This is a genomic window from Enterobacter cloacae complex sp. P38RS, assembly GCF_014930775.1.
Taxonomy (GTDB): Bacteria; Pseudomonadota; Gammaproteobacteria; order Enterobacterales; family Enterobacteriaceae; genus Enterobacter; species Enterobacter bugandensis.
Map to the genome: position 1 here is coordinate 44,983 of NZ_JADBRS010000022.1, position 21,163 is coordinate 66,145.

Sequence of the window (21,163 nt, forward strand, 5' to 3'; positions counted from 1 at the left end):
TGATGCTAAAAGTCCTTTTACTCTTCATCCTGCTGATCGCCGGGATCGTCCTGGGCCCGATGCTTGCGGGTCATCAGGGATACGTCCTGATCCAGACCGATAACTACAACATTGAAACCAGCGTAACGGGTCTGGCGATCGTTCTGATCCTCGGCGTCGTGGTCCTGCTTGCCGTTGAATGGATCCTGCGCCGTATTTTCCGCACCGGTGCCCATACCCGCGGCTGGTTCGTTGGCCGTAAGCGTCGCCGCGCCCGTAAGCAAACGGAACAGGCACTGCTAAAGCTGGCCGAAGGCGATTACCAGCAAGTTGAAAAGCTGATGTCGAAAAACGCCGATCACGCGGAACAGCCGGTGGTGAACTATCTTCTGGCCGCCGAAGCGGCGCAGCAGCGCGGTGATGAAGCCCGCGCTAACCAGCATCTGGAACGCGCGTCAGAACTGGCGTCTGGCGACCCGATTCCAGTGGAAATTACCCGCGTCCGCCTGCAGCTCGCGCGCAATGAGAACCACGCGGCGCGCCACGGCATTGACCGTCTGCTGGAAATCGCACCGCGTCATCCGGAAGTCCTGCGCCTTGCGGAGCAGGCCTATATTCGTACCGGAGCGTGGGGCTCGTTGCTGGACATCATCCCGTCGATGGCGAAGGCCGAGGTGGGTGATGATGAACATCGTGATGAACTTCAACGTCTGGCATGGATTGGCCTGATGGATCAGGCGCGCGCCGACCTGGGCAGCGAAGGCCTGAAAACCTGGTGGAAGAATCAGAGCCGGAAAACGCGCCAGCAGGTCCCCCTGCAGGTGGCCATGGCGGAACATCTTATTGAATGTGACGATCATGACACTGCCCAGGAGATCCTTCTCGACGGCCTGAAGCGCCAGTACGATGATCGCCTGGTCATGGTGATCCCGCGCCTGAAAACCAATAACCCTGAGCAGGTCGAAAAAGTGCTGCGCCAGCAGATCAAAACCGTCGGTGACCGTCCGCTACTGTGGAGTACCCTGGGCCAGTCGCTGATGAAGCACGGCGAATGGCAAGAGGCGAGCCTGGCCTTCCGTGCGGCACTGAAACAGCGTCCGGACGCGTTTGACTACGCGTGGCTTGCCGATACGCTGGACAAACAGCATAAGCCAGAAGAGGCGGCCGCCATGCGGCGCGATGGGCTGTTGCTGACGCTGCAAAATAACGGTAACCCGCAATAAATAAAAAAGGAGGCCAGACGGCCTCCTTTTTTTATCGCCTTTCTCCTGCTACATTCTTTACACCCACATCTGCAAACGAACCCGCCAATGTAACGATGTCTTTTCATTAACCTTTTTTCACACACGCGCACTTTCTGCAGCGTGGATTAAATCGTTTTTGAAAGGAAATCTTCATGAACTCGCTTTTGTATGCGCTTATTGAAGCGCTGCGCTGCCACCGCTGGCTGCGCCTGCTTGCCTGTGCTTTTATCTTTTCTTCGCTGGGAAATGGTTTAACCCAGGTCGTGGTCTTTGGTTTACTGTTAGCGTGGTCGGCCCCGCCCGCCCTGCTCACCCTCGCTTTTCTTTTCGCAACGGTTCCGGGATTCATCGGCAGCGCGATCGGCGAAAAGCTGTGCTCGCGCTATTCTCCAGTATTCCTGCTGATAGTGACCGAGGGGCTGGGATTGCTCGCCCTGCTCTTCCCCCTGCTCGGTGCGGGTTATCACAGCATTGCCTCGCTACTCGCCGTGCAATCCACCGAAGCGCTGCTCAGCGGGATGAGCTGGCCCGCGCTGACATTGCTCTTTAAACGCGGACTTAGCGAAACAGAGCTGCCTGCTGCGACCTGTCTGGAAAATGTGATTTTTGCTTCTCAGGTGTTATTAGGTACTGGACTCGGCGTGGTGCTATTCAAGCAGACCTCCGTGTTTACCTTGCTGGCTATTGATGCCGCCAGTTTTCTCGGGTCGCTGCTGCTGCTGTGGCTGGCTGGGCGGCGGTTTTCTGCGCCATTGCTACCTCTCCCCGGTGAAGAGGCAGCCCACGCGCCACTGCGCTGGCGGACGTTGACCGTTCGGCAAAAGCGCAGCCTGCTCATTTTGCCGGCGCTGGCGGCCGTCGGCTCACCGGCTATGGCGCTACTTCCGGCCCTGGCGCAGCAGCTCCATCCTCAGGATGCGGCGGGCCTTGCTCTGCCTCTGCTTTTCGCAAGGAGCATGGGGCAACTTTGCGGCCCCATGCTGCTAAAAAAAGAGAGCCTGACGCGCTTTGCCGTCCACACGCCGCGAATCATCGTTTGTCTCGGTATTTTTCTTGCCGCTTATGGAATGCTGCCGTTGTTTTCCGGGTGGATGGCATGTGCGCTGGGGATGATCTTTATCGCGCATCTGGCCTCAAACGTTCTCTTCGCAGCCGGCACGTTTGGCGTACTCAGCAGTTTTCATATCACGCAAACCGCGTCAGCCAGCGGTAAAGCCTGGCGCTGGCAAACGCTCAGCGCCTCGCTTTTCACCGGCATTACAGCGATAGTGGCTGTTGGTCTTGGCTCAGTGCTGGCGCTCTATACGGTCTCGTCAGCCGCCCTGCTGTTGGTCGCCCTGATCATGCGTGGGTATCGGGAATAAGACATAAAAAAACGCCTGCTATAAAAGCAGGCGTTAAAACAGGTCTGTAAGACAACATATTTGGTGCTTCACTCAACGTTATGTCCATGGTGTCTGATGAGGCCGAAGCGACATCTGTCAGTGGACGATAAGCACCGTAAATGGCTCTGCGTCATTCCTGAGTTTATGAGACACTAAGGCGAACATAAGAGATGGAATGAGCATCTACGCGTATATTATTGCACGTAACGTGCCAGATTTACACGCAGAACTTTTACATGGCGCAACATTTTAAGATAAAAGGAAATTATGCTGTTAAGTAGCCTCTGAAGCTTCATAGCGTATCGGCAAAAGCAGAAATATGTCGCCAGGAAGAGACAGTAAATCCCACAAATAATTATTTATCTTATTTTCAATGGTTTGCATGTCACTGAATCGCGACAATGATAAAGGGTACTTTCTGGAGATAACGACAGGGGAGAAAACTTACAGAAAACAAAAAACCCCGCCGAAGCGGGGTTCAAAATTGGTCGGCGAGAGAGGATTCGAACCTCCGACCCACTGGTCCCAAACCAGTTGCGCTACCAAGCTGCGCTACTCGCCGATGTACTGCTTTTTTGAATTTTTAGTTCAATTCATTTAAAAAGTCGTGGTGCGAGGGGGGGGACTCGAACCCCCACATCCTAAGGACACTAACACCTGAAGCTAGCGCGTCTACCAATTCCGCCACCTTCGCAATTCACAACTCTTTCAATAATGGGGTGGCTAATGGGATTCGAACCCACGACAACTGGAATCACAATCCAGGGCTCTACCAACTGAGCTATAGCCACCACTGTATTCTTTCACGCGGTACTGACTACTTCTCAGACCACCGCAGCTCTAGCGCCGGGAACTAAAATGGCGCGCCCGACAGGATTCGAACCTGAGACCTCTGCCTCCGGAGGGCAGCGCTCTATCCAGCTGAGCTACGGGCGCTTAGCGCCGTTGCGGGGCTGGATATTACGTACCTCCGTCCCCGCTGTCTAGTGCTTTTTTGAAAAAAATGCGCGTTTGGTTATGGTTTGCACATTTTGCCGCTTATTCCTCCACTTTCTGCGTGGTGGCACGGCGACCCAGGCCAAAAAGCTTATACGCGGCCGTCACTGCCGCCAGGAAGATCAGCCCGACAAACAGCGACATGCGGGTATCTTCATTAAAGTACATTCCAATTAATACGCAAATCAGGAACGCCATCGTCAAATAGTTCGCATACGGGAAAAGGATCGAGCGGAACGGATGGCTGGCGATCGCTTTTTTATGCGCATGGCGAAAACGCAGCTGGCTAATGAGGATAACAAACCACGGCACCATGCCCGGCAGCACGCTGGCGCTGTAGACATAAACAAACACGCGCTGCGGATTAGGGATGATGTAATTCAGGCAGGAGCCAATCAGCAGGATGACAATGGAGACCGCGACGCCCGCTACCGGCACGCCAGCACGTGAGACTTTACTCATTGCCGCAGGCAGCTGGTTATTTTTCGAGAGCGCGTAGAGCATACGGCCACAGCTGTACATCCCGCTGTTACAGCCTGAAAGCGCTGCCGTCAGGACCACAAAGTTGATGATACCCGCTGCTGCTGTAATCCCAATCTTCGCAAAGGTTAATACGAACGGGCTCCCCGTCGTGCCGATTTCGTTCCACGGGAAGATGGTCACAATAACGAAGATTGCGCCCACGTAGAAAATCAGGATGCGCCACAGCACTTTGCCCACCGCGCTACGCAGCGTAACCTGCGGGTTTTTCGCTTCCCCGGCGGTAATCCCGATCAGTTCCACGCCCTGATACGAGGCCACAACAATACACAGCGCCGTCAGGAAGCCCTTCCAGCCGCCGGCGAAGAAACCGCCGTGTTCAGTCAGGTTGCCAAAGCCGATGGCGTGTCCGCCGTTGCCAAAGCCATAGAAAATCACGCCCAGGCCAATAACAATCATCACGATGATGGTGGTTACTTTGATCATCGCAAACCAGAACTCGATTTCACCGTAAAGGCGCACGGCGGCCAGGTTTGCCAGCGCCACCAGCCCCACGGCAATGAGTGCCGGTATCCACTGGACCATGTCCGGGAACCAGAACTGGACGTAAACCCCTATGGCGGTGATTTCAGAGATGCCCACCGCCATCCACATAAACCAGTATGACCAGGCCGTCAGGTAGCCGAAGAACGGGCTCATATAACGGTGTGCGTAAACGGCGAAGGAACCGGTCACCGGCTCCAGAAAGAGCATTTCGCCCATTGAGCGCATGATGAAGAAAACAAACAGCCCGGCGATGATATACGCCAGTAATACGGAAGGGCCTGCCCATTTGAGGGTGCTTGCGGAGCCCATAAACAGGCCAACGCCGATAGTGCCCCCCAGCGCTATCAGTTCGATATGACGAGCTTCCAGCCCACGCTGTAGCTCCGGTTGTTTCTCTGCCATAGATCCTCGATTGTGTTTGCTGTTTCCCGGCTTAATACCGGTTATTGTTTTTTAGGGGTACTAAAATACGGTGCGAATGGTTTCTTAAAATCGGCCAAATGGCAAACGATGCATTAAAAAAATGAATGCATTGCACAAATTATCAGCAGTTTTGCAGGTGAGTTGCAGCGCGAACAGCATATCGCGCTACATTTTGATTACATTTTACCGGTATAGTGCCAGGTGAGGTAGCGAAGCAGTCGAATCTGTCGTTTAATGCGGGTGGGTTGGGAGAGCAGGCGGTAGAGCCACTCCAGCCCCATATTTTGCCAAATCTTCGGCGCGCGCTTCACGTGGCCGGTAAAGACATCGTAGGTGCCGCCGACGCCCATATAAAGCGCATCCGGGCAGACCAGACGGCAGTCGCGCATCAGGATCTCCTGGCGCGGGGACCCCATCGCCACGGTGACGATTTTTGCCCCGCTGTCGCGCACGCGGGCAAACAAAGCCTGCTGGTCTTCAGGCTTGAAGTAACCATTCTGGCTGCCAACGATATTAACATTCCATTGACGACGCAGTTTCTCTTCGGTCTCGGCCAGCACCTCAGGCTTACCGCCAATCAGGAACACCGGCGTACCCTCCGCGCCAGCGCGGGCCATAAGCTGCTCCCAGAGATCGGCACCCGCCACGCGAGATACATTAGCGTCAGGATATTTTTTACGGATAGAGCGGACCACGCTGATACCGTCCGCGTATTTAAATTCAGCCGCTTCTATCAGGCTTTTGACTTCGGCGTTATCTTCCACCGCCAGCATCTTTTCCGCATTGATAGCGACCAGCGTACCGGATTTCATCTGCCCGTCGGCGAACAGAAAATCCAGCGCGTGCTGCATGTCGCGCCAGCCAATCAGCTGCAAACCACGAAGCGCATAGCGCGGTGCAGAAGTTTTATCAGTCATTACTTTCCCTACTCAGACTTGCGACAGCGTTGTGCTGCCCTGTGGCTCACGCTTGTGCACAAGCCCTGCGCTGTCGAACAGCCAGTACAACAGTTTGGCCAGTAACAGGCAGATGCCAAAAACGACCATGAAGAACACCACGCGCGAAACGAACGAGTCCAGCCCCTCGCGCGCCAGAACGATCATATTGAAAATGGCACCAAAGCAGAAACTGTGCAAAATGGCCGCTTTATAGCGGTTGGTCTCTTCGTTACCGCGCACGTAAAGCCAGTCAAACCACTTAATAATCAACCCTACGACAAACGCGCCCGGCAGGATAAACCAGCCTCCCCCCATAACCACCAGGGAACCAATCAAGGTTGGCGAGATCGCCAGGCCCGAATGGTTGTTCAGCACTTCCCAGGTAAAATAGTTCGCGGTATTGAGTACTACGCCAGGGCGGTCCGGCCACAGCCAGCTCGGGATAAAGACGTAGAAATCGCGCACAATCGGCGCCAGCCCCTGGAAATCAATTTTGTCGTAGTTTTGCAGCAACAATGCCAGGTTTTCCCACGGCGAGAAGGTGTCGCGCGTCAGGTAGAGGAACGTGTAAAACGCCTCGTCGCCCGCCACGTTCATCCCGTAGCGCTTCAGCGCCAGCCAGAACATCCCCACAATGCCAAATACCCCTGCCGCAACCAGCATCCACAGCGAGATCCAGCCGCGGATGATGCCGATGAAGAGGAAGATAGCGAAAGCGATGATAATGTTGGCACGCGTACCGCCCACGATCATGTAGGTCAGGATACCGAACGCAACCGTACTGACCAGGAAGAACAGCCATGCCTTGCTGTCCTGGCGAAGGAAGAAGATCACCAGCATCGCCGGGATGAAGAAATAGAAGAATCGCTTAAGCGCCACGCCTGAGACTTCAGCCGAAAAAATCTGGCTGTAGGAGTGGAGCTTAAACAGCAGGAAGCCGTTATGCATGAAGAAGATGCCGACGCTAACCAGGGCGATGGTCATGAGCATCACCCACGTCAGATGGGTCTCCACCCGGTTCATGGTAAAGAGCGCCCGACGCGGGGCAGCGGCCTGCGCTGGTCGCAGACGCGTTTTATAGGTGACGTAGTAAACACCATAGAAGCAGGTCGCCGCCAGCAGGGCCTGGAGAAGAATTTCCGGCGGCGCGACGCTCACGTCAAAACGGAAGACCAGAATGCTGGTCAGCGGGAAGCCGAAAAAGAAGGTCAGCAAAAACAGTAACGAGAAGAACACGTTAAAGTTGAAGCGCACCCGGCGGAACTCAAACCAGGTGAGCGTGGCGATAAATAGCGTGCTCAGAAGCCAGACAACCAGTAAGCCGCTAAACTGCAACTGACTCATGCGTTGTCTCCTGAAGCGATACGCAGCGCGCGGTGCCACGGCGTGAGGTAATTCGGGCTGAAAAAGTCGATGCTATTTTTATCCACCAGCGTGAGCTGGCGTTGTGCTTCACGTACCACTTCGACATTCAGCGCGTCTGAGGTGAACAACACCGGAATATGCTGCTCGGCCATGTCCTGCCAGAACGGGTTTTCACGATTAAGCACGCACGGTACACCCGCCTGAATCAGCAGGCACAGCGTACCAATCCCCTGCTGGCGAGCAAAGATGAAATAGCCCAGATCGCATTTTCGCAGCAGCGCAAGATAGTCATCAAACTCCAGCTTTTCGCTGAGAATGTGCAGATTTTCTTCGCTGAATAACGCAAGCCCCTGCTGGCGAACCTCATCAATGTAGGCGTCGTTGTTGGCCGGATAACCCATCGGCACCACCACGTTCACCGTGTCGCCAAACTGCTGGTGTACCGCCCGGAGCGCGGCGACATGTTCGTTACTGCGGTCGCCGGAATTCCCCACCAGCACCGTCAGCTTGCCTTCGCGAACCGCGTCATTCGCCATGGTGTTCAGCGCCGGATCCATACGGGTTGGGAAATAGAGTAGCTCACCGCGCACGTTAGGGTGCTGCTTCGCAAAATAATTCAGATCGCCACGGGTGGCAAAAACGCGGCCCACCCTTCCCTGCGCCATGCGACGCAGCGGATAGAAAAGACGGAATTTCCAGCCGCGCGAGACTTCGTAGAGATCGGCTCCCCAGATATGCCAGCTGCACTGGGAGGGTTTAATTCCCCCGCTGAGCAGAGCCAGCCACAGGCCGGTATTGAACTGCCCGTGGAAAAAGAAACGTTGCTCACGATCCGCTTTGGCTTTGGTAATAACCGCCTTCGCCAGGCTAGCTTTATCCGGCCAGAAGGTGATTGTCAGCGCCGGAAACGCCGCGCTCAGGCCATTATCCTGACCTGCAACCATAAACTCGCGCGCATCAGGATTGCCCGATGCCAGCTCGTCGTTGAAGAACCGCAAAACGGTCTGGTTATGGTGTGGGATATCCGATCCCAGGATGTGAATCAGTGCAGTCATGCGCGTTTACGCCACAATAAAAATACGCCGCAGCAGGCAGCGAAATAAACGATATAGGTTGCCATATAGGCCTGAGCCGCCCCCAGCGCACCGTGCGCGGGTATCAGCCAGTGCGAAAATGCTGTCAGCAATGCAAACTGGCTAACCTCCGCGAGGATATACAGCCGCAGCGAGGCTTTCGCAATCACCAGATAGCCGAAAACGTAAGCACCCACTTTCAGCACATCACCCACCAGTTGCCAGGCAAAAAGATCGCGCATGGCGGTAAACTTCGCCGAGAACAGCAGCCAGATGGCGACATCACGCAATAACCAGACGGTCAAACTGGCCGCCGCCACTGCGGGTAATACAAAAAGCAGGGAGCGGAAAATTTCGCGGGTAATATCCTGCCTGGACGTCAGACGCGATAAGGTTGGCAGCAAATAAACGCTAAAGGAAGCCGTTATAAACTGGAGGTAAGCATCGGAAATACTGCTTACGCCCTGCCAGATCCCCACCTCATCCCAGCTGTAATGCGCCGCCAGCAGGTTTCGCATCATCACGTAGGCCACCGGCAGCGTGACGGAAGTAATGAGCGCCATCAGGGTAAACTTACCCAGCTGGCTGGCAAGCACCTTGTCCCATTGCGGTTTCAGGTAGCTCAGAGGAATAACGCCCTGGCGCATCAGCATGAACGCCGCAGGCACAACAACCAGTGCCGGAACCAGCGCCAGCCCAAGCAGTGCGCCTTCATAGCCGCCCAGGCGGTAGCAGAAATAATAGGCAATCACGCCGATGACGCTACCCAGGATGAGCGCAAGCGCGTTCCCGGCAGCATCGCGAAAACCTTTCATCAGCGCCAGCAGCAGGTTGGCCCAGGCAATGCCCATCTGGACCAGCGCGACCAGACGCACCAGCCCCTGATAATGGGTGTGCCCGAACAATCCCTGGCTAATGGGCGCCGCGGCCAGCAGAAACACAATCGCCAGCAGGGTCGAAAAGCCCGTGACCATTGCCGACGCGGTGCCCACTACCCTGCGAAGCTGGGCCGCATCATCATGATACTGAGCAACGTATTTGGTCACGCCGTTGAAGATCCCGGCACCGGCCAGCACCCCAAGGACGGTAACAAGCTGGCGGAAGTTGCCCGCCAGCCCGACGCCTGAAGGGCCGAATGAGACGGCCAGCAGCTTGACGACCAGCAGTCCGGCACCAATTTTTACAAGCGTGGACGCGGCGGTCCACACCGATGCTTTTGCCAGAGACATATCAGCCGAAATAGCTCAGAAGGGTATTGATCACCGTACGCTGGTTAACTGGCGCGAGGTTGAAGAACAGTGGCAGGCGAAGCAAACGCTCACTTTCTTTCGTGGTGTAACGGTCTTCACCTGCGAACATTCCAAACGCTTCGCCCGCTGGGCTGGAGTGCAGCGGAATATAGTGGAAGACCGCCATAATTTCGGCCTCTTTCAGCCAGGCGATGAGCTGGCTGCGATCGTCGTTATCGCGCAGCTTGATGTAAAACATGTGGGCGTTGTGGACGCAATCGGCCGGAATGGTTGGCAGCTCAATACGTCCGGCTTTTGCCAGCGGCTCAAGCGCATCGTAATAGGTTTGCCACAGGGACAGGCGCTGGAGATTAATTCGCTCTGCCGCTTCCAGCTGTGCCCACAGGTACGCTGCCTGCAGGTCGGCCATCAGATAGCTTGAGCCGATATCGCGCCAGGTGTACTTATCAACCTGACCGCGGAAGAATTGGCTGCGGTTGGTGCCTTTTTCACGGATCACTTCCGCACGCTCAACCAGGGCACGATCGTTAATCAGCGTCGCACCGCCCTCACCGCCGGCAGTGTAGTTTTTCGTTTCGTGGAAGCTGAAGCAGCCGATGTGGCCGATGGTGCCCAGCGCGCGCCCCTTGTAGGTGGACATCACGCCCTGCGCGGCATCTTCTACCACAAACAGGTTGTGCTTTTTGGCGATTGCCATGATGGTGTCCATTTCACAGGCCACGCCCGCGTAGTGAACCGGCACAATCGCACGCGTTTTGTCGGTGATCGCCGCTTCAATCAGCGTCTCATCAATGTTCATGGTGTCCGGGCGGATATCCACAAAGACGATTTTCGCTCCGCGCAGGACAAATGCATTCGCGGTAGAGACGAAGGTATAGCTCGGCATGATCACTTCATCACCGGGCTGGATATCCAGCAGCAGGGCCGCCATTTCCAGCGATGCCGTGCAGGACGGGGTCAGCAGCACTTTAGCACTGCGAAAACGCTGCTCCATCCACTGCTGACAGCGACGGGTAAAACCGCCGTCACCGCAGAGTTTGCCGCTGCCCATGGCAGACTGCATATAGTCGAGCTCGGTTCCCACGACGGGTGGTGCGTTAAATGGAATCATCTTGTCACCTGTATAACCAGTAGGCGGTGGCGTCGATGTTGGCACCACTCGCAATATAACGTTTAAGCGCGGCGGTGTTGCCCACCTGGGTCGCCACCCGCAGCGTCTCAACCTGCTGCAGCTGCGCCCAGTGCAGCGCCGCCTGCATGAGTTTCTCCCCCATGCCGCGCCCGGCTAATAAGCCAATACGCGCCTCGCGCTCGTTAAGCTTGCGCAGCGAGACAAATCCCTGGATCTGGCCGTTCGCTGCACGGAAAATCAGGCAGACGTGGTCAAAGGTACCTTTGACCGCATTCTCTACCCACTGGGCATAGAAACGTCCGCTATCGTCAGGCGCATACCAGGGCGTGCGAAAGCGGCTCTGCGCAAACGCCCGGCCCGCCATCTGGCGCAGCACAGGAATGTCCTGTTCCGTTGCAATTTCCGCGCCGGACGCATCGTGCCGGGTGAGGGTGATGGAAAGGTCTACCTCGCCTTCAACCAGCTGAAAACCGTGTTGCTGGAGCGCGTCAAGCAGGTCGGCACGGTCCGCCGGGATCTTAGCCTGCACGCGCTGCCAGGCGCTGAAGTCAGCGTCCTGCAAAGCTGGCGCATTCTCACGCCAGCGGACTATCGCCGAGGGGCGGGCAAAAAATGCGCTTTCCCACTCAAGGAATTCCAGCACGCCGTGGAGTGCACTCAACGCCATACGCCTTTCGTATCAACCACATACTGCTGACGCACTGCATCACCGGACGTCGCTTTAAACTCTTTATGGTCCACCAGCAGCACCAGCACGTCCGCCGTAGCCAGCGCGTCATTGAGCGCCGTCAGCGTGCAGTGCCCCGCCAGTTTTGCCGGCAGTTCATGAATATTTGGCTCGACCACCAGCGTTTCGCCCTTATGCCATTCGGCAATCATCTCAGCAATTTCCATCGCCGGGCTTTCGCGCAGATCGTCAATATTGGGTTTAAATGCCAGACCAAAGCAGGCAATTTTCAGCTCGCTGGCGCGTTTGCCGCTCTCTGCCAGACAATCCGCTACCGTCGCTTTAACCTGGTTGAGCACCCAGTGAGGTTTGCTATCGTTCACTTCACGCGCGGTGCGAATCAGGCGCGCCTGCGCCGGGTTCTGCGCCACGATAAACCACGGATCGACGGCGATACAGTGACCGCCCACCCCTGGGCCAGGCTGGAGAATGTTGACGCGCGGATGGCGATTCGCCAGGCGGATTAACTCCCAGACGTTAATCCCCTGATCGGCACAGATCAGCGACAGTTCGTTTGCGAAGGCGATGTTAACGTCACGGAAGCTGTTTTCCGTCAGCTTGCACATCTCGGCGGTGCGGGAGTTGGTTACCACGCATTCGCCTTCCAGGAAAATCTTGTACAGCGCGCTGGCGCGTTCAGAACAGACCGGCGTCATGCCGCCTATCACCCGGTCGTTTTTAATCAGTTCGACCATCACCTGCCCCGGCAGCACGCGCTCCGGGCAGTAGGCGATGTTGATATCCGCCTGCTCACCGGCCTGCTGCGGGAAGCGTAAATCAGGACGCGCATCGGCCAGCCACTGCGCCATCTGCTCGGTAGCGCCGACGGGAGAAGTCGACTCCAGAATTACCAGCGCCCCTTTCTTCAGCACGGGGGCAATAGATTTTGCCGCCGCCTCGACGTAGACCATATCGGGCTCGTGGTCGCCTTTAAAGGGCGTTGGAACGGCAATCAGGTAGGCATCCGCTTCCACTGGCGTCGTGCTGGCGCGCAGGAAGCCGCCATCAACCGCCTCTTTCACCACGCGGTCAAGATCGGGCTCCACAATATGAATTTCGCCACGATTAATGGTTTCTACCGCACGTGCGTTGATATCCACACCAACAACCTGCTTTTGACGGGAGGCGAATGCCGCCGCAGTAGGCAGGCCAATGTAGCCAAGACCAATGACAGAGATGGTAGTAAAACTCATAGCGATACCCGATTGTGTTTAAGTGCTTGCAAAATACGGCCACAAGCCTGCCCGTCTCCGTAGGGATTGTGGGCCCGGCTCATCGCCTGATACGCTTCATCGTCGTGCAGAAGGCGCGTGACCTCTTCGACGATGAGCTGTGCGTTGGTGCCGACAAGACGCACTGTCCCGGCTTTAACCGCTTCCGGACGTTCAGTGGTTTCACGCATCACCAGCACCGGCTTGCCAAGAGAGGGCGCTTCTTCCTGAATCCCACCGGAATCGGTGAGAATCAGCCAGGCGTGGTTCATCAGCCAGACAAACGGCATGTAGTCCTGCGGTTCAATCAGCAGGACGTTTTCGACGTGTCCCAGGATGCGGTTGACCGGCTCGCTGACGTTAGGGTTAAGGTGTACCGGATAGACAATTTGCACATCGTCGTTCTGCGCGGCGATTTCAGCCAGCGCGTGACAGATTTGCTCAAAGCCCCGACCAAAGCTTTCGCGACGGTGGCCAGTGACCAGAATGGTTTTTTTGCCGTTATTCAGGAAAGGATAGCGGGCAGCGAGTTCTTTCTGCAGATCGCTGTTTGCCAGCACGCGATCGCGTACCCAAATCAACGCGTCAATGACCGTATTGCCGGTAACAAAGATGTTGTTATCGGCGACATTTTCACGCAGCAGGTTCTGGCGAGAGTTCTCGGTTGGCGCAAAATGGTACATCGCCAGATGCCCGGTAAGCGTACGGTTGGCCTCTTCCGGCCATGGAGAATAAAGATTGCCGGTGCGCAGGCCCGCTTCAACATGGCCGACGGGAATACGCTGGTAAAACGCGGCCAGGCTTGTTGCCATCGTCGTCGTGGTATCCCCGTGCACCAGCACGACGTCGGGCTTGAATGACTCCAGGATCGGCTTGAGATCCTGCAGAATGCGGCAGGTTATTTCCGTCAATCCCTGTCCCGGCTTCATAATATTAAGGTCGTAATCCGGGACGATGGAAAAGAGGGTTAGGACCTGATCGAGCATCTCACGGTGCTGGGCCGTGACGCAGACCTTCGCTTCAATATCAGGATCGCTGGCCAGCGCATGAACCAGAGGCGCCATCTTAATGGCCTCCGGCCTGGTGCCAAATACGGTAAGTACTTTCACATCGATTCTCTTCGATTAGGCGATGAAGGCCGCAGCCTTCATCGTAAACGGCGTTCTTAGTTTGTACGACGACGCGTTAACGCCACGCCAGCACCAACGAGTGCGCCCACAATCCCCCACATGATCATCAGGAATGCGCGGCGCGGACTGTCGCGTTTTACAGGTTCTTCAGGCGTTCTCAAATAACGATAGGTCTGAAAACGCGGGTCCAGGGAGGGACCGACATTAAGCGTGTTAAGCATCGCGCGGTTTTGATCGTAGTCGAGATCAAAATCAGGCCCAACGGCCTGCAGGTTTTCCAGACGGGCCTGCAGCATTGGGCGACCAAGAAGGAACATTTCAGAATCAGGCAATTCATCAGCCGGAACATCCGTCTCAGTGCGGGAAATGTTGTGCTGTTCCGCAATTTTCAGCGCCTGCTGAATGTTATGCACGCGGCGCGCAAAAATGGCGTTTGCCACCTCTTCCTGACGTTTGACCTGCGCCTTCATTTGGATAGTGCGGGCTGCCCAGGCGCCTTTAAGCTCTTCATTCAGATGGCTTGCGGCACGTTGGCTGGCAAACGCGACGTACTGGCGCAACAGGTTGTTTGCATCCGGCGCGGTTTCGGCAATCAGCTTGACGCTGTCGTTGACGTTACGCAGCACGTCGCCCGGCATGAACTGAATATTGTTAATCAGATCGTCCAGCAGCGCGGCATCGGCTTTGGTGTTATCAACCCGACGCTGCTTGAAGTAATCCGTCTGGGACCAGAAATCGCGGCGCGTATCCCATGAGGCCAGCTGCATCACAAACTCTTTGTAGGCCTCATCCATAACGGAAGCCTGATCCGGGGTGGCAAGGCTGGCTTTAATATCCAGGTTTCGCAGGAACTGCTGCTGGGAGTAGTACCCCCCGAGCATGTTAACCGTGGGTCTGTCCGTGATTGCCGTGGCGCTCCACTCATGTTTTGCAAAGAACGTGTAGGCTAGCGCTAACAGTGCAAACCCCAGCGCGATCCCCACAATCCAAAGTTTGCCTGCCCATAACACGCGAAACAAACCCCGAATGTCCAGTTCATTCTCTGTTACCACTGATTTCGCTCCCGCCAACGGTTGAGTCATCATAGTCCCGGTTTTACTTAGTTAATGTTGTGTTTTTGCTACTGTTACGTCGCATCCTGCGCTTAATACGTTTAATGAATCGCGCCACCTTCCATGCGCGCTTAATGCAGTAGCCGTAGAGAGAAAATGCTAGCAAGAACAATACCAACATGGCCCACTCAGGCACAAAGTGCGTATATTCCGCCGTCACGCCAATCCCCGCTAGAATAGCAGCCGCCAGCGTAATAAGCACAAATGCCTGCCGGGAAGTGAATCCGGCTCGCATGATCAAATGATGAATGTGCTGACGGTCAGCAGAGAATGGACTCATTCCTTTACGCAGGCGGCGATACATAATCGCAACCATATCCATTAAGGGGATGGCAATAATCCATAGCGCCGTTACCGGGCTGATGGGATGCACATCGCCCTGAGTAGTTTCCAGCAAGATCCAAATGACAGTAAAGCCGATAAGCGTGCTACCCGCATCGCCCATGAAGACTTTATAGCGTCGGCCCAATGCGCCGAGATTTAACAGGATATAAGGCAGGATGGCAGCAATCATGGCGAAACACCACATAGCAAGGCTATATTGCCCATCGAACCATAAAATGAAACCAATGGCGGCAAATGAGACGCAGGACAGGCCACCAAGCAAACCATCAATACCGTCAACCATGTTGAACGCGTTAATCGCCACCCACACGGCAAAAAGTGTCAGGAAATAGCCGAATGGGCCGAGTTCCATCTCCCAGGCCCCGAAAATATAGCCCAGGCTACTCAGGTGCAACTTAGCAAACACCATCATTGCAATAGCGACAGCTGCCTGAACGAAAGCGCGGATTTTGACGCTGATGTCGTATCTATCGTCCAGCGCACCAATCACAACAAGAACTGTTGAGCATATGAGATAAAGCCTGGCATGCGGAATATAGTAATCTGCAATAGCAAAAGTGAAGCAGATCCCCGCAAAAACAGAGATGCCACCGACCAGAGGGATCATGCCTTGATGACGTTTACGGAAGTTGGGTTTATCCACTAAGCCCAGATATTTTGCAACCTTACGTGCCAGAAACAAAAAGCAGGTGGTAAACAAGAAAATACTGGTTAGTTCAGTAAACGTATCAAGTAGGTTCACAATGGATGTTCTCAACAAATGTTAGTCAAGGAAGTATAACCATCAAGGGGCCGCGCCTGAAGTTATAAAGCAAACCTCTTACAATTCCATTTGTTTATTATTCAAGCTATTAATGTTTTTACTGTGCGAATTATCTTATTGTCGCACTGACCGGTCAAAATTGGGAGTAGGCGATACTAGCGTATAGTCCATAAAAGAAAAACGCCACGTAAAAACGTGGCGTTCGCTGGCTTTATTTACGTTACGAGCGCTTCATCATGTCGAAGAAATCGTCGTTAGTTTTGGTCATCGCCAGTTTGTTAATGAGGAACTCCATCGCGTCAATTTCACCCATTGGATGGATGATTTTGCGCAGGATCCACATTTTCTGCAGCTCTTCCGGGGTGGTGAGCAGCTCTTCTTTACGGGTACCGGAACGGTTGTAATCGATAGCCGGGAAGACGCGTTTCTCTGCGATTTTACGAGAGAGGTGCAGTTCCATGTTACCTGTACCTTTAAACTCTTCGTAGATAACCTCGTCCATTTTGGAGCCGGTATCGATCAGCGCCGTTGCGATGATGGTCAGGCTGCCGCCCTCTTCCACGTTACGTGCCGCCCCGAAGAAGCGTTTTGGACGGTGCAGGGCGTTAGCGTCCACACCACCGGTCAACACTTTACCGGAAGCTGGCACCACGGTGTTGTAGGCACGCGCCAGACGGGTGATGGAGTCAAGCAGGATGATCACGTCTTTCTTGTGCTCAACCAGGCGTTTAGCCTTCTCGATAACCATTTCCGCAACCTGAACGTGGCGAGATGCTGGCTCGTCGAAGGTAGAAGCAACCACTTCACCTTTAACCAGACGCTGCATCTCGGTCACTTCTTCCGGACGTTCGTCAATCAGCAGCACCATCAGCACGCAGTCTGGGTGGTTGTAGGCAATGCTCTGCGCGATGTTCTGCAGCAGCATGGTTTTACCCGCTTTTGGCGGGGCCACAATCAGACCACGCTGGCCGCGACCGATTGGCGATGCCAGATCCAGGACGCGCGCGGTTAAGTCTTCGGTAGAACCGTTACCACGCTCCATGCGCAGGCGAGAGTTCGCGTGCAGAGGCGTTAAGTTCTCAAAGAGGATCTTGTTACGCGAGTTTTCTGGTTTATCGAAGTTAACTTCATTGACTTTCAACAGCGCAAAGTAGCGTTCACCCTCTTTAGGAGGACGAATCTTACCTGAAATGGTGTCACCAGTGCGGAGGTTGAAACGGCGGATTTGGCTGGGGGATACGTAGATGTCGTCAGGGCCGGCGAGGTAGGAGCTGTCTGCAGAGCGGAGGAAACCAAATCCGTCTTGCAATATCTCCAGCACACCGTCGCCAAAGATATCTTCGCCACTCTTAGCGTGCTGCTTCAGGATGGCGAAAATGATGTCCTGCTTGCGCATACGAGCCTGGTTTTCCAGTCCCATATTTTCGCCGAGAGTGATCAGCTCAGAAACCGGCGTATTCTTTAATTCGGTAAGATTCATAATGGTGTGGGTTCTTAAACTCGGAGTGATTCTCGAACTTAATGTTGTGAATGGTATGGCAGGGTCATCCATGCCTGTTTAGCGGCCATCACCTCATGTCTGTTCGCTGTCTGGTCACAGGGAAAGAACGCAGAACTGAAACGACAAGACGGATTGAGTGACAAGCCCGGAATTTAGCCACTTCACGCATTGTTCATGTCAACAAAGGGAAGTATCGGGTAAAACAAGATTCAAACAATAGATATGTTTAAAACGAAGTCATAGCTAACTTAGCACGACTTCAGCCGGGCGTCCAGAGTTCCACATCATTTAGCCGGGGGCTCTGGACGCACAGCGGAGAAACCTTACGCCAGGTTAGCGTCCAGGAACTCTTTCAGCTGACCTTTGGACAGCGCGCCCACTTTGGTCGCCGCCACTTCGCCGTTTTTGAACAGCAGAAGGGTCGGGATGCCACGGATACCGTATTTCGGTGCGGTGCCCGGGTTCTGGTCGATGTTCAGCTTGGCAACCGTCAGTTTGCCCTGATATTCGTCAGCGATCTCATCCAGAATCGGGGCGATCATTTTGCAAGGACCACACCATTCAGCCCAGAAATCGACGAGGATCAGCCCGTCAGCCTTAAGTACGTCCGTGTCAAAACTGTCGTCAGTCAGGTGAATAATTTTATCGCTCATATATAACTCCACAGGAATAAGCCTGGTACGTTGGTTTTGTCTCCACCAACGACGTGTTGATGTCGCATTAACCAACTAAAGGTTGACTTTATTTCACCGGATACGCTTTCGTAAAGCAATAGTAAGCTGATATTCTACCACACTATGAGCAAAACACATTTAACAGAACAGAAGTTTTCCGACTTCGCCCTGCACCCAAAAGTGATCGAAGCCCTTGAAACAAAAGGGTTTCATAACTGCACGCCCATTCAGGCTCTCGCCCTGCCGCTGACGCTGGCCGGTCGCGATGTTGCAGGGCAGGCGCAAACCGGTACCGGCAAAACGATGGCGTTTTTAACGTCAACGTTCCATTATTTACTTTCTCACCCAGCGATTGCAGACCGCAAAGTTAACCAGCCGCGCGCGCTAATTATGGCCCCGACGCGAGAACTGGCGGTACAGATCCATGCAGACGCTGAACCCCTGGCACAGGCTACTGGTCTGAAGCTTGGCCTGGCCTATGGCGGCGACGGCTACGATAAGCAGCTGAAAGTGCTGGAAAGCGGCGTGGATATCCTGATTGGGACCACCGGCCGTCTTATCGACTACGCCAAACAGAACCATATCAACCTCGGTGCCATCCAGGTTGTGGTGCTTGATGAAGCTGACCGCATGTACGATCTGGGCTTCATTAAAGATATCCGCTGGCTGTTCCGCCGCATGCCGCCGGCAAATCAGCGCCTGAACATGCTGTTCTCTGCCACCCTTTCTTATCGCGTACGCGAGCTGGCGTTCGAGCAGATGAACAACGCCGAGTATGTGGAAGTGGAGCCGGAGCAGAAAACGGGCCACCGCATTAAAGAAGAGCTCTTCTATCCTTCCAATGAAGAGAAAATGCGTCTGCTGCAAACGTTGATTGAAGAAGAGTGGCCCGATCGCGCCATTATCTTCGCGAACACTAAACACCGCTGTGAAGACATCTGGGGCCATCTGGCTGCCGACGGTCACCGTGTTGGCCTGTTGACCGGCGACGTGGCGCAGAAAAAACGCCTTCGGATCCTCGACGAGTTCACCCGTGGCGATCTTGATATTCTGGTCGCAACCGATGTGGCGGCACGTGGTTTACACATTCCGGCCGTGACGCACGTTTTTAACTACGATCTGCCAGACGACTGCGAAGACTACGTACACCGTATCGGTCGTACCGGTCGTGCGGGCGCAAGCGGTCACTCGATTAGCCTTGCGTGTGAAGAGTATGCGCTGAATCTTCCAGCCATTGAGACCTACATCGGTCACTCTATTCCGCAGAGTAAATACAATCCGGAAGCGCTGTTAAGCGAACTGCCGCCGCCTAAGCGTCTATCCCGCCCGCGCTCCGGCAATGGTCCGCGTCGTTCAGGCGGCGCACCGCGTAATCGTCGTCGTTCAGGTTAATACATTATGCTCAGCTCCACCTCGCTCTATGCGGCAATTGATCTCGGTTCGAATAGTTTTCATATGCTGGTTGTGCGTGAGGTGGCGGGAAGCATACAAACGCTGACGCGCATTAAGCGCAAGGTCCGCCTCGCGGCGGGCCTGAGCAGCGATAATTACCTCTCGCCTGAAGCCATGGAACGTGGCTGGCAGTGCCTGCGGCTCTTTGCTGAGCGTCTGCAGGATATCCCGCATGCTCAAATCACCGTTGTCGCCACAGCGACGCTCAGACTGGCGGTTAACGCCGTAGATTTTATTGCCAAAGCGCAGGAAATTCTGGGGTGTCCGGTTCAGGTTATCAGCGGTGAAGAAGAAGCACGCCTGATCTACCAGGGCGTTGCCCACACCACCGGGGGTGACGATCGCCGTCTGGTGGTGGATATCGGCGGTGCCAGTACCGAACTGGTAACCGGCACCGGCGCGCAGGCGACGTCGCTGTTCAGCCTGTCGATGGGCTGCGTAACCTGGCTTGAACGTTACTTTACTGACCGGAATCTGGGTAAAGAGAACTTCGACGAGGCGGAAAACGCCGCGCGCGCAGTGCTACGCCCGGTAATGGACGAACTGCGCTATCACGGCTGGAAAGTCTGCGTCGGGGCTTCGGGTACCGTGCAGGCCCTGCAGGAAATCATGATGGCGCAGGGCATGGACGAGCGGATCACGCTTGCCAAACTTCAGCAGCTTAAACAGCGTGCCATTCAGTGCGGACGTCTGGAAGAGCTGGAAATTGAAGGCCTGACGCTGGAACGAGCCCTGGTTTTCCCAAGCGGGCTGGCCATTCTGATCGCCATATTCACCGAACTTAATATCCAGTGTATGACCCTGGCCGGCGGCGCGCTGCGCGAAGGTCTGGTCTACGGGATGCTGCATCTGTCGGTGGATCAGGACATCCGCAACCGTACGCTGCGCAACGTCCAGCGTCGTTTTCTGGTTGATATCGATCAGGCTGGCCGCGTATCACAGCTGGCATCACGCTTTGCCGACCAGGTCGCTAACGCCTGGGATCTTGATCATCTGAGCCGCGATTTATTGCTGAGCGCCTGTGCGCTGCACGAGGTGGGGCTCAGTATAGATTTTAAGCAGGCACCTGCTCACGCAGCGTATCTGGTGCGCAACCTGGATTTGCCGGGCTACACGCCCGCACAGAAAAAGCTGCTGGCAACGCTGCTGCTGAACCAGACCAACGCCGTCGATCTCTCCTCTTTGCATCAGCAAAATGCCGTACCGCCGCGCGTGGCCGAGCATCTGTGTCGCCTGCTGCGTCTGGCAATTCTGTTTGCCAGCCGCCGCCGCGATGATTTGTTACCCGCCATTAATCTGCTAGCCGATGATGAGAAGCTGACGCTGACGCTGCCGGAAAACTGGATTGAGAATCACCCGCTTGGGGCAGAGATGATCGAGCAGGAGTGCCAGTGGCAGAGCTATGTGCACTGGGTGCTTGAGGTGAAGTAATACGCT

17 protein-coding genes and 4 tRNA genes are annotated in these 21,163 nt (G+C 55.0%); 4 read left to right on the forward strand and 17 right to left on the reverse strand.

Translation table 11 applies throughout. From position 1 onward, the window contains the following. Nucleotides 1-2: 2 nt before the first annotated feature. Nucleotides 3-1,202: a protoheme IX biogenesis protein HemY gene (hemY, locus tag IM303_RS20890; RefSeq protein ID WP_028014802.1), complete on the forward strand. Its 1,200-nt coding sequence runs from the start codon at nt 3-5 to the stop codon at nt 1,200-1,202. A 173-nt stretch (nt 1,203-1,375) separates the two neighbouring features. After that, nucleotides 1,376-2,587, forward strand: a complete 1,212-nt coding sequence (locus IM303_RS20895) for an MFS transporter (RefSeq protein ID WP_126346138.1) — start codon at nt 1,376-1,378, stop codon at nt 2,585-2,587. A gap of 506 nt (nt 2,588-3,093) precedes the next feature. Here the strand turns inward: IM303_RS20895 and IM303_RS20900 are convergent. The 17 genes from IM303_RS20900 to trxA all read right to left on the reverse strand — a co-directional run bounded on the left by IM303_RS20900 (nt 3,094) and on the right by trxA (nt 18,253). Further along, nucleotides 3,094-3,170 (reverse strand) — tRNA-Pro (locus IM303_RS20900). Between the two features lie 46 nt (nt 3,171-3,216). Beyond that, nucleotides 3,217-3,302: transfer RNA gene (locus tag IM303_RS20905), tRNA-Leu, on the reverse strand. A 21-nt stretch (nt 3,303-3,323) separates the two neighbouring features. Further along, nucleotides 3,324-3,399, reverse strand: a tRNA-His gene (locus IM303_RS20910). A gap of 68 nt (nt 3,400-3,467) precedes the next feature. After that, a tRNA-Arg gene (locus IM303_RS20915) sits at nt 3,468-3,544 on the reverse strand. A 102-nt stretch (nt 3,545-3,646) separates the two neighbouring features. Then, nucleotides 3,647-5,032 (reverse strand): amino acid permease, encoded by a 1,386-nt coding sequence (locus IM303_RS20920; RefSeq protein WP_041911824.1) that lies wholly within the window; start codon nt 5,030-5,032, stop codon nt 3,647-3,649. 197 nt (nt 5,033-5,229) lie between these two features. Beyond that, entirely contained in the window at nt 5,230-5,970 is a 741-nt protein-coding gene (wecG, locus tag IM303_RS20925; protein ID WP_045631338.1) for a lipopolysaccharide N-acetylmannosaminouronosyltransferase, read from the reverse strand. 12 nt (nt 5,971-5,982) lie between these two features. Continuing rightward, a complete protein-coding gene (gene wzyE / locus IM303_RS20930; protein WP_028014806.1) occupies nt 5,983-7,335 on the reverse strand; it encodes an ECA oligosaccharide polymerase in 1,353 nt (450 codons plus the stop codon). Further along, complete coding sequence (locus IM303_RS20935) at nt 7,332-8,411, reverse strand: TDP-N-acetylfucosamine:lipid II N-acetylfucosaminyltransferase (RefSeq protein WP_136344181.1); 1,080 nt, start codon at nt 8,409-8,411, stop codon at nt 7,332-7,334. Before IM303_RS20935 ends, wzyE begins: the two co-directional genes overlap by 4 nt. Then, a complete protein-coding gene (gene wzxE, locus IM303_RS20940) occupies nt 8,408-9,658 on the reverse strand; it encodes a lipid III flippase WzxE (protein WP_192972114.1) in 1,251 nt (416 codons plus the stop codon). Before wzxE ends, IM303_RS20935 begins: the two co-directional genes overlap by 4 nt. A 1-nt stretch (nt 9,659) precedes the next feature. Beyond that, on the reverse strand, nt 9,660-10,790 hold the full coding sequence (gene rffA / locus IM303_RS20945) for a dTDP-4-amino-4,6-dideoxygalactose transaminase (protein WP_041911819.1): 1,131 nt from the start codon (nt 10,788-10,790) through the stop codon (nt 9,660-9,662). A gap of 4 nt (nt 10,791-10,794) precedes the next feature. Next, nucleotides 10,795-11,472 carry a dTDP-4-amino-4,6-dideoxy-D-galactose acyltransferase gene (rffC, locus tag IM303_RS20950; protein ID WP_049001423.1) on the reverse strand — a complete coding sequence of 226 codons (678 nt, stop codon included), beginning with the start codon at nt 11,470-11,472 and terminating at the stop codon, nt 10,795-10,797. Beyond that, nucleotides 11,469-12,731 carry a UDP-N-acetyl-D-mannosamine dehydrogenase gene (gene wecC, locus IM303_RS20955; protein ID WP_049001415.1) on the reverse strand — a complete coding sequence of 421 codons (1,263 nt, stop codon included), beginning with the start codon at nt 12,729-12,731 and terminating at the stop codon, nt 11,469-11,471. The genes rffC and wecC overlap by 4 nt, the downstream gene beginning before the upstream one ends. Then, a complete protein-coding gene (gene wecB, locus IM303_RS20960) occupies nt 12,728-13,858 on the reverse strand; it encodes a non-hydrolyzing UDP-N-acetylglucosamine 2-epimerase (RefSeq protein ID WP_028014812.1) in 1,131 nt (376 codons plus the stop codon). The genes wecC and wecB overlap by 4 nt, the downstream gene beginning before the upstream one ends. 56 nt (nt 13,859-13,914) lie before the next feature. Further along, nucleotides 13,915-14,961 (reverse strand): ECA polysaccharide chain length modulation protein, encoded by a 1,047-nt coding sequence (gene wzzE / locus IM303_RS20965; protein ID WP_193360231.1) that lies wholly within the window; start codon nt 14,959-14,961, stop codon nt 13,915-13,917. 13 nt (nt 14,962-14,974) lie between these two features. After that, entirely contained in the window at nt 14,975-16,078 is a 1,104-nt protein-coding gene (wecA, locus tag IM303_RS20970) for a UDP-N-acetylglucosamine--undecaprenyl-phosphate N-acetylglucosaminephosphotransferase (RefSeq protein WP_028014814.1), read from the reverse strand. 241 nt (nt 16,079-16,319) lie between these two features. Continuing rightward, nucleotides 16,320-17,579 carry a transcription termination factor Rho gene (rho, locus tag IM303_RS20975; RefSeq protein WP_049001414.1) on the reverse strand — a complete coding sequence of 420 codons (1,260 nt, stop codon included), beginning with the start codon at nt 17,577-17,579 and terminating at the stop codon, nt 16,320-16,322. Between the two features lie 344 nt (nt 17,580-17,923). Further along, nucleotides 17,924-18,253 carry a thioredoxin TrxA gene (gene trxA / locus IM303_RS20980; protein WP_006179218.1) on the reverse strand — a complete coding sequence of 110 codons (330 nt, stop codon included), beginning with the start codon at nt 18,251-18,253 and terminating at the stop codon, nt 17,924-17,926. Between the two features lie 144 nt (nt 18,254-18,397). Here trxA and rhlB point away from each other — a divergent pair, with 144 nt between their 5' ends. Both rhlB and gppA read left to right on the forward strand, forming a co-directional pair. Then, entirely contained in the window at nt 18,398-19,666 is a 1,269-nt protein-coding gene (rhlB, locus tag IM303_RS20985) for an ATP-dependent RNA helicase RhlB (RefSeq protein ID WP_028014815.1), read from the forward strand. Between the two features lie 6 nt (nt 19,667-19,672). Continuing rightward, complete coding sequence (gene gppA / locus IM303_RS20990) at nt 19,673-21,157, forward strand: guanosine-5'-triphosphate,3'-diphosphate diphosphatase (protein WP_047366695.1); 1,485 nt, start codon at nt 19,673-19,675, stop codon at nt 21,155-21,157. Nucleotides 21,158-21,163 lie beyond the last annotated feature (6 nt).

What these genes read in the sequence shown, in the direction of transcription:
- hemY (WP_028014802.1), top strand. Translation starts at nt 3, where the DNA reads ATGCTAAAAGTCCTTTTACTCTTCATCCTGCTGATCGCCGGGATCGTC.
- IM303_RS20895 (WP_126346138.1), top strand. Translation starts at nt 1,376, where the DNA reads ATGAACTCGCTTTTGTATGCGCTTATTGAAGCGCTGCGCTGCCACCGC.
- IM303_RS20920 (WP_041911824.1), bottom strand. Translation starts at nt 5,032, where the DNA reads ATGGCAGAGAAACAACCGGAGCTACAGCGTGGGCTGGAAGCTCGTCAT.
- wecG (WP_045631338.1), bottom strand. Translation starts at nt 5,970, where the DNA reads ATGACTGATAAAACTTCTGCACCGCGCTATGCGCTTCGTGGTTTGCAG.
- wzyE (WP_028014806.1), bottom strand. Translation starts at nt 7,335, where the DNA reads ATGAGTCAGTTGCAGTTTAGCGGCTTACTGGTTGTCTGGCTTCTGAGC.
- IM303_RS20935 (WP_136344181.1), bottom strand. Translation starts at nt 8,411, where the DNA reads ATGACTGCACTGATTCACATCCTGGGATCGGATATCCCACACCATAAC.
- wzxE (WP_192972114.1), bottom strand. Translation starts at nt 9,658, where the DNA reads ATGTCTCTGGCAAAAGCATCGGTGTGGACCGCCGCGTCCACGCTTGTA.
- rffA (WP_041911819.1), bottom strand. Translation starts at nt 10,790, where the DNA reads ATGATTCCATTTAACGCACCACCCGTCGTGGGAACCGAGCTCGACTAT.
- wecC (WP_049001415.1), bottom strand. Translation starts at nt 12,731, where the DNA reads ATGAGTTTTACTACCATCTCTGTCATTGGTCTTGGCTACATTGGCCTG.
- wzzE (WP_193360231.1), bottom strand. Translation starts at nt 14,961, where the DNA reads ATGACTCAACCGTTGGCGGGAGCGAAATCAGTGGTAACAGAGAATGAA.
- rho (WP_049001414.1), bottom strand. Translation starts at nt 17,579, where the DNA reads ATGAATCTTACCGAATTAAAGAATACGCCGGTTTCTGAGCTGATCACT.
- trxA (WP_006179218.1), bottom strand. Translation starts at nt 18,253, where the DNA reads ATGAGCGATAAAATTATTCACCTGACTGACGACAGTTTTGACACGGAC.
- rhlB (WP_028014815.1), top strand. Translation starts at nt 18,398, where the DNA reads ATGAGCAAAACACATTTAACAGAACAGAAGTTTTCCGACTTCGCCCTG.
- gppA (WP_047366695.1), top strand. Translation starts at nt 19,673, where the DNA reads ATGCTCAGCTCCACCTCGCTCTATGCGGCAATTGATCTCGGTTCGAAT.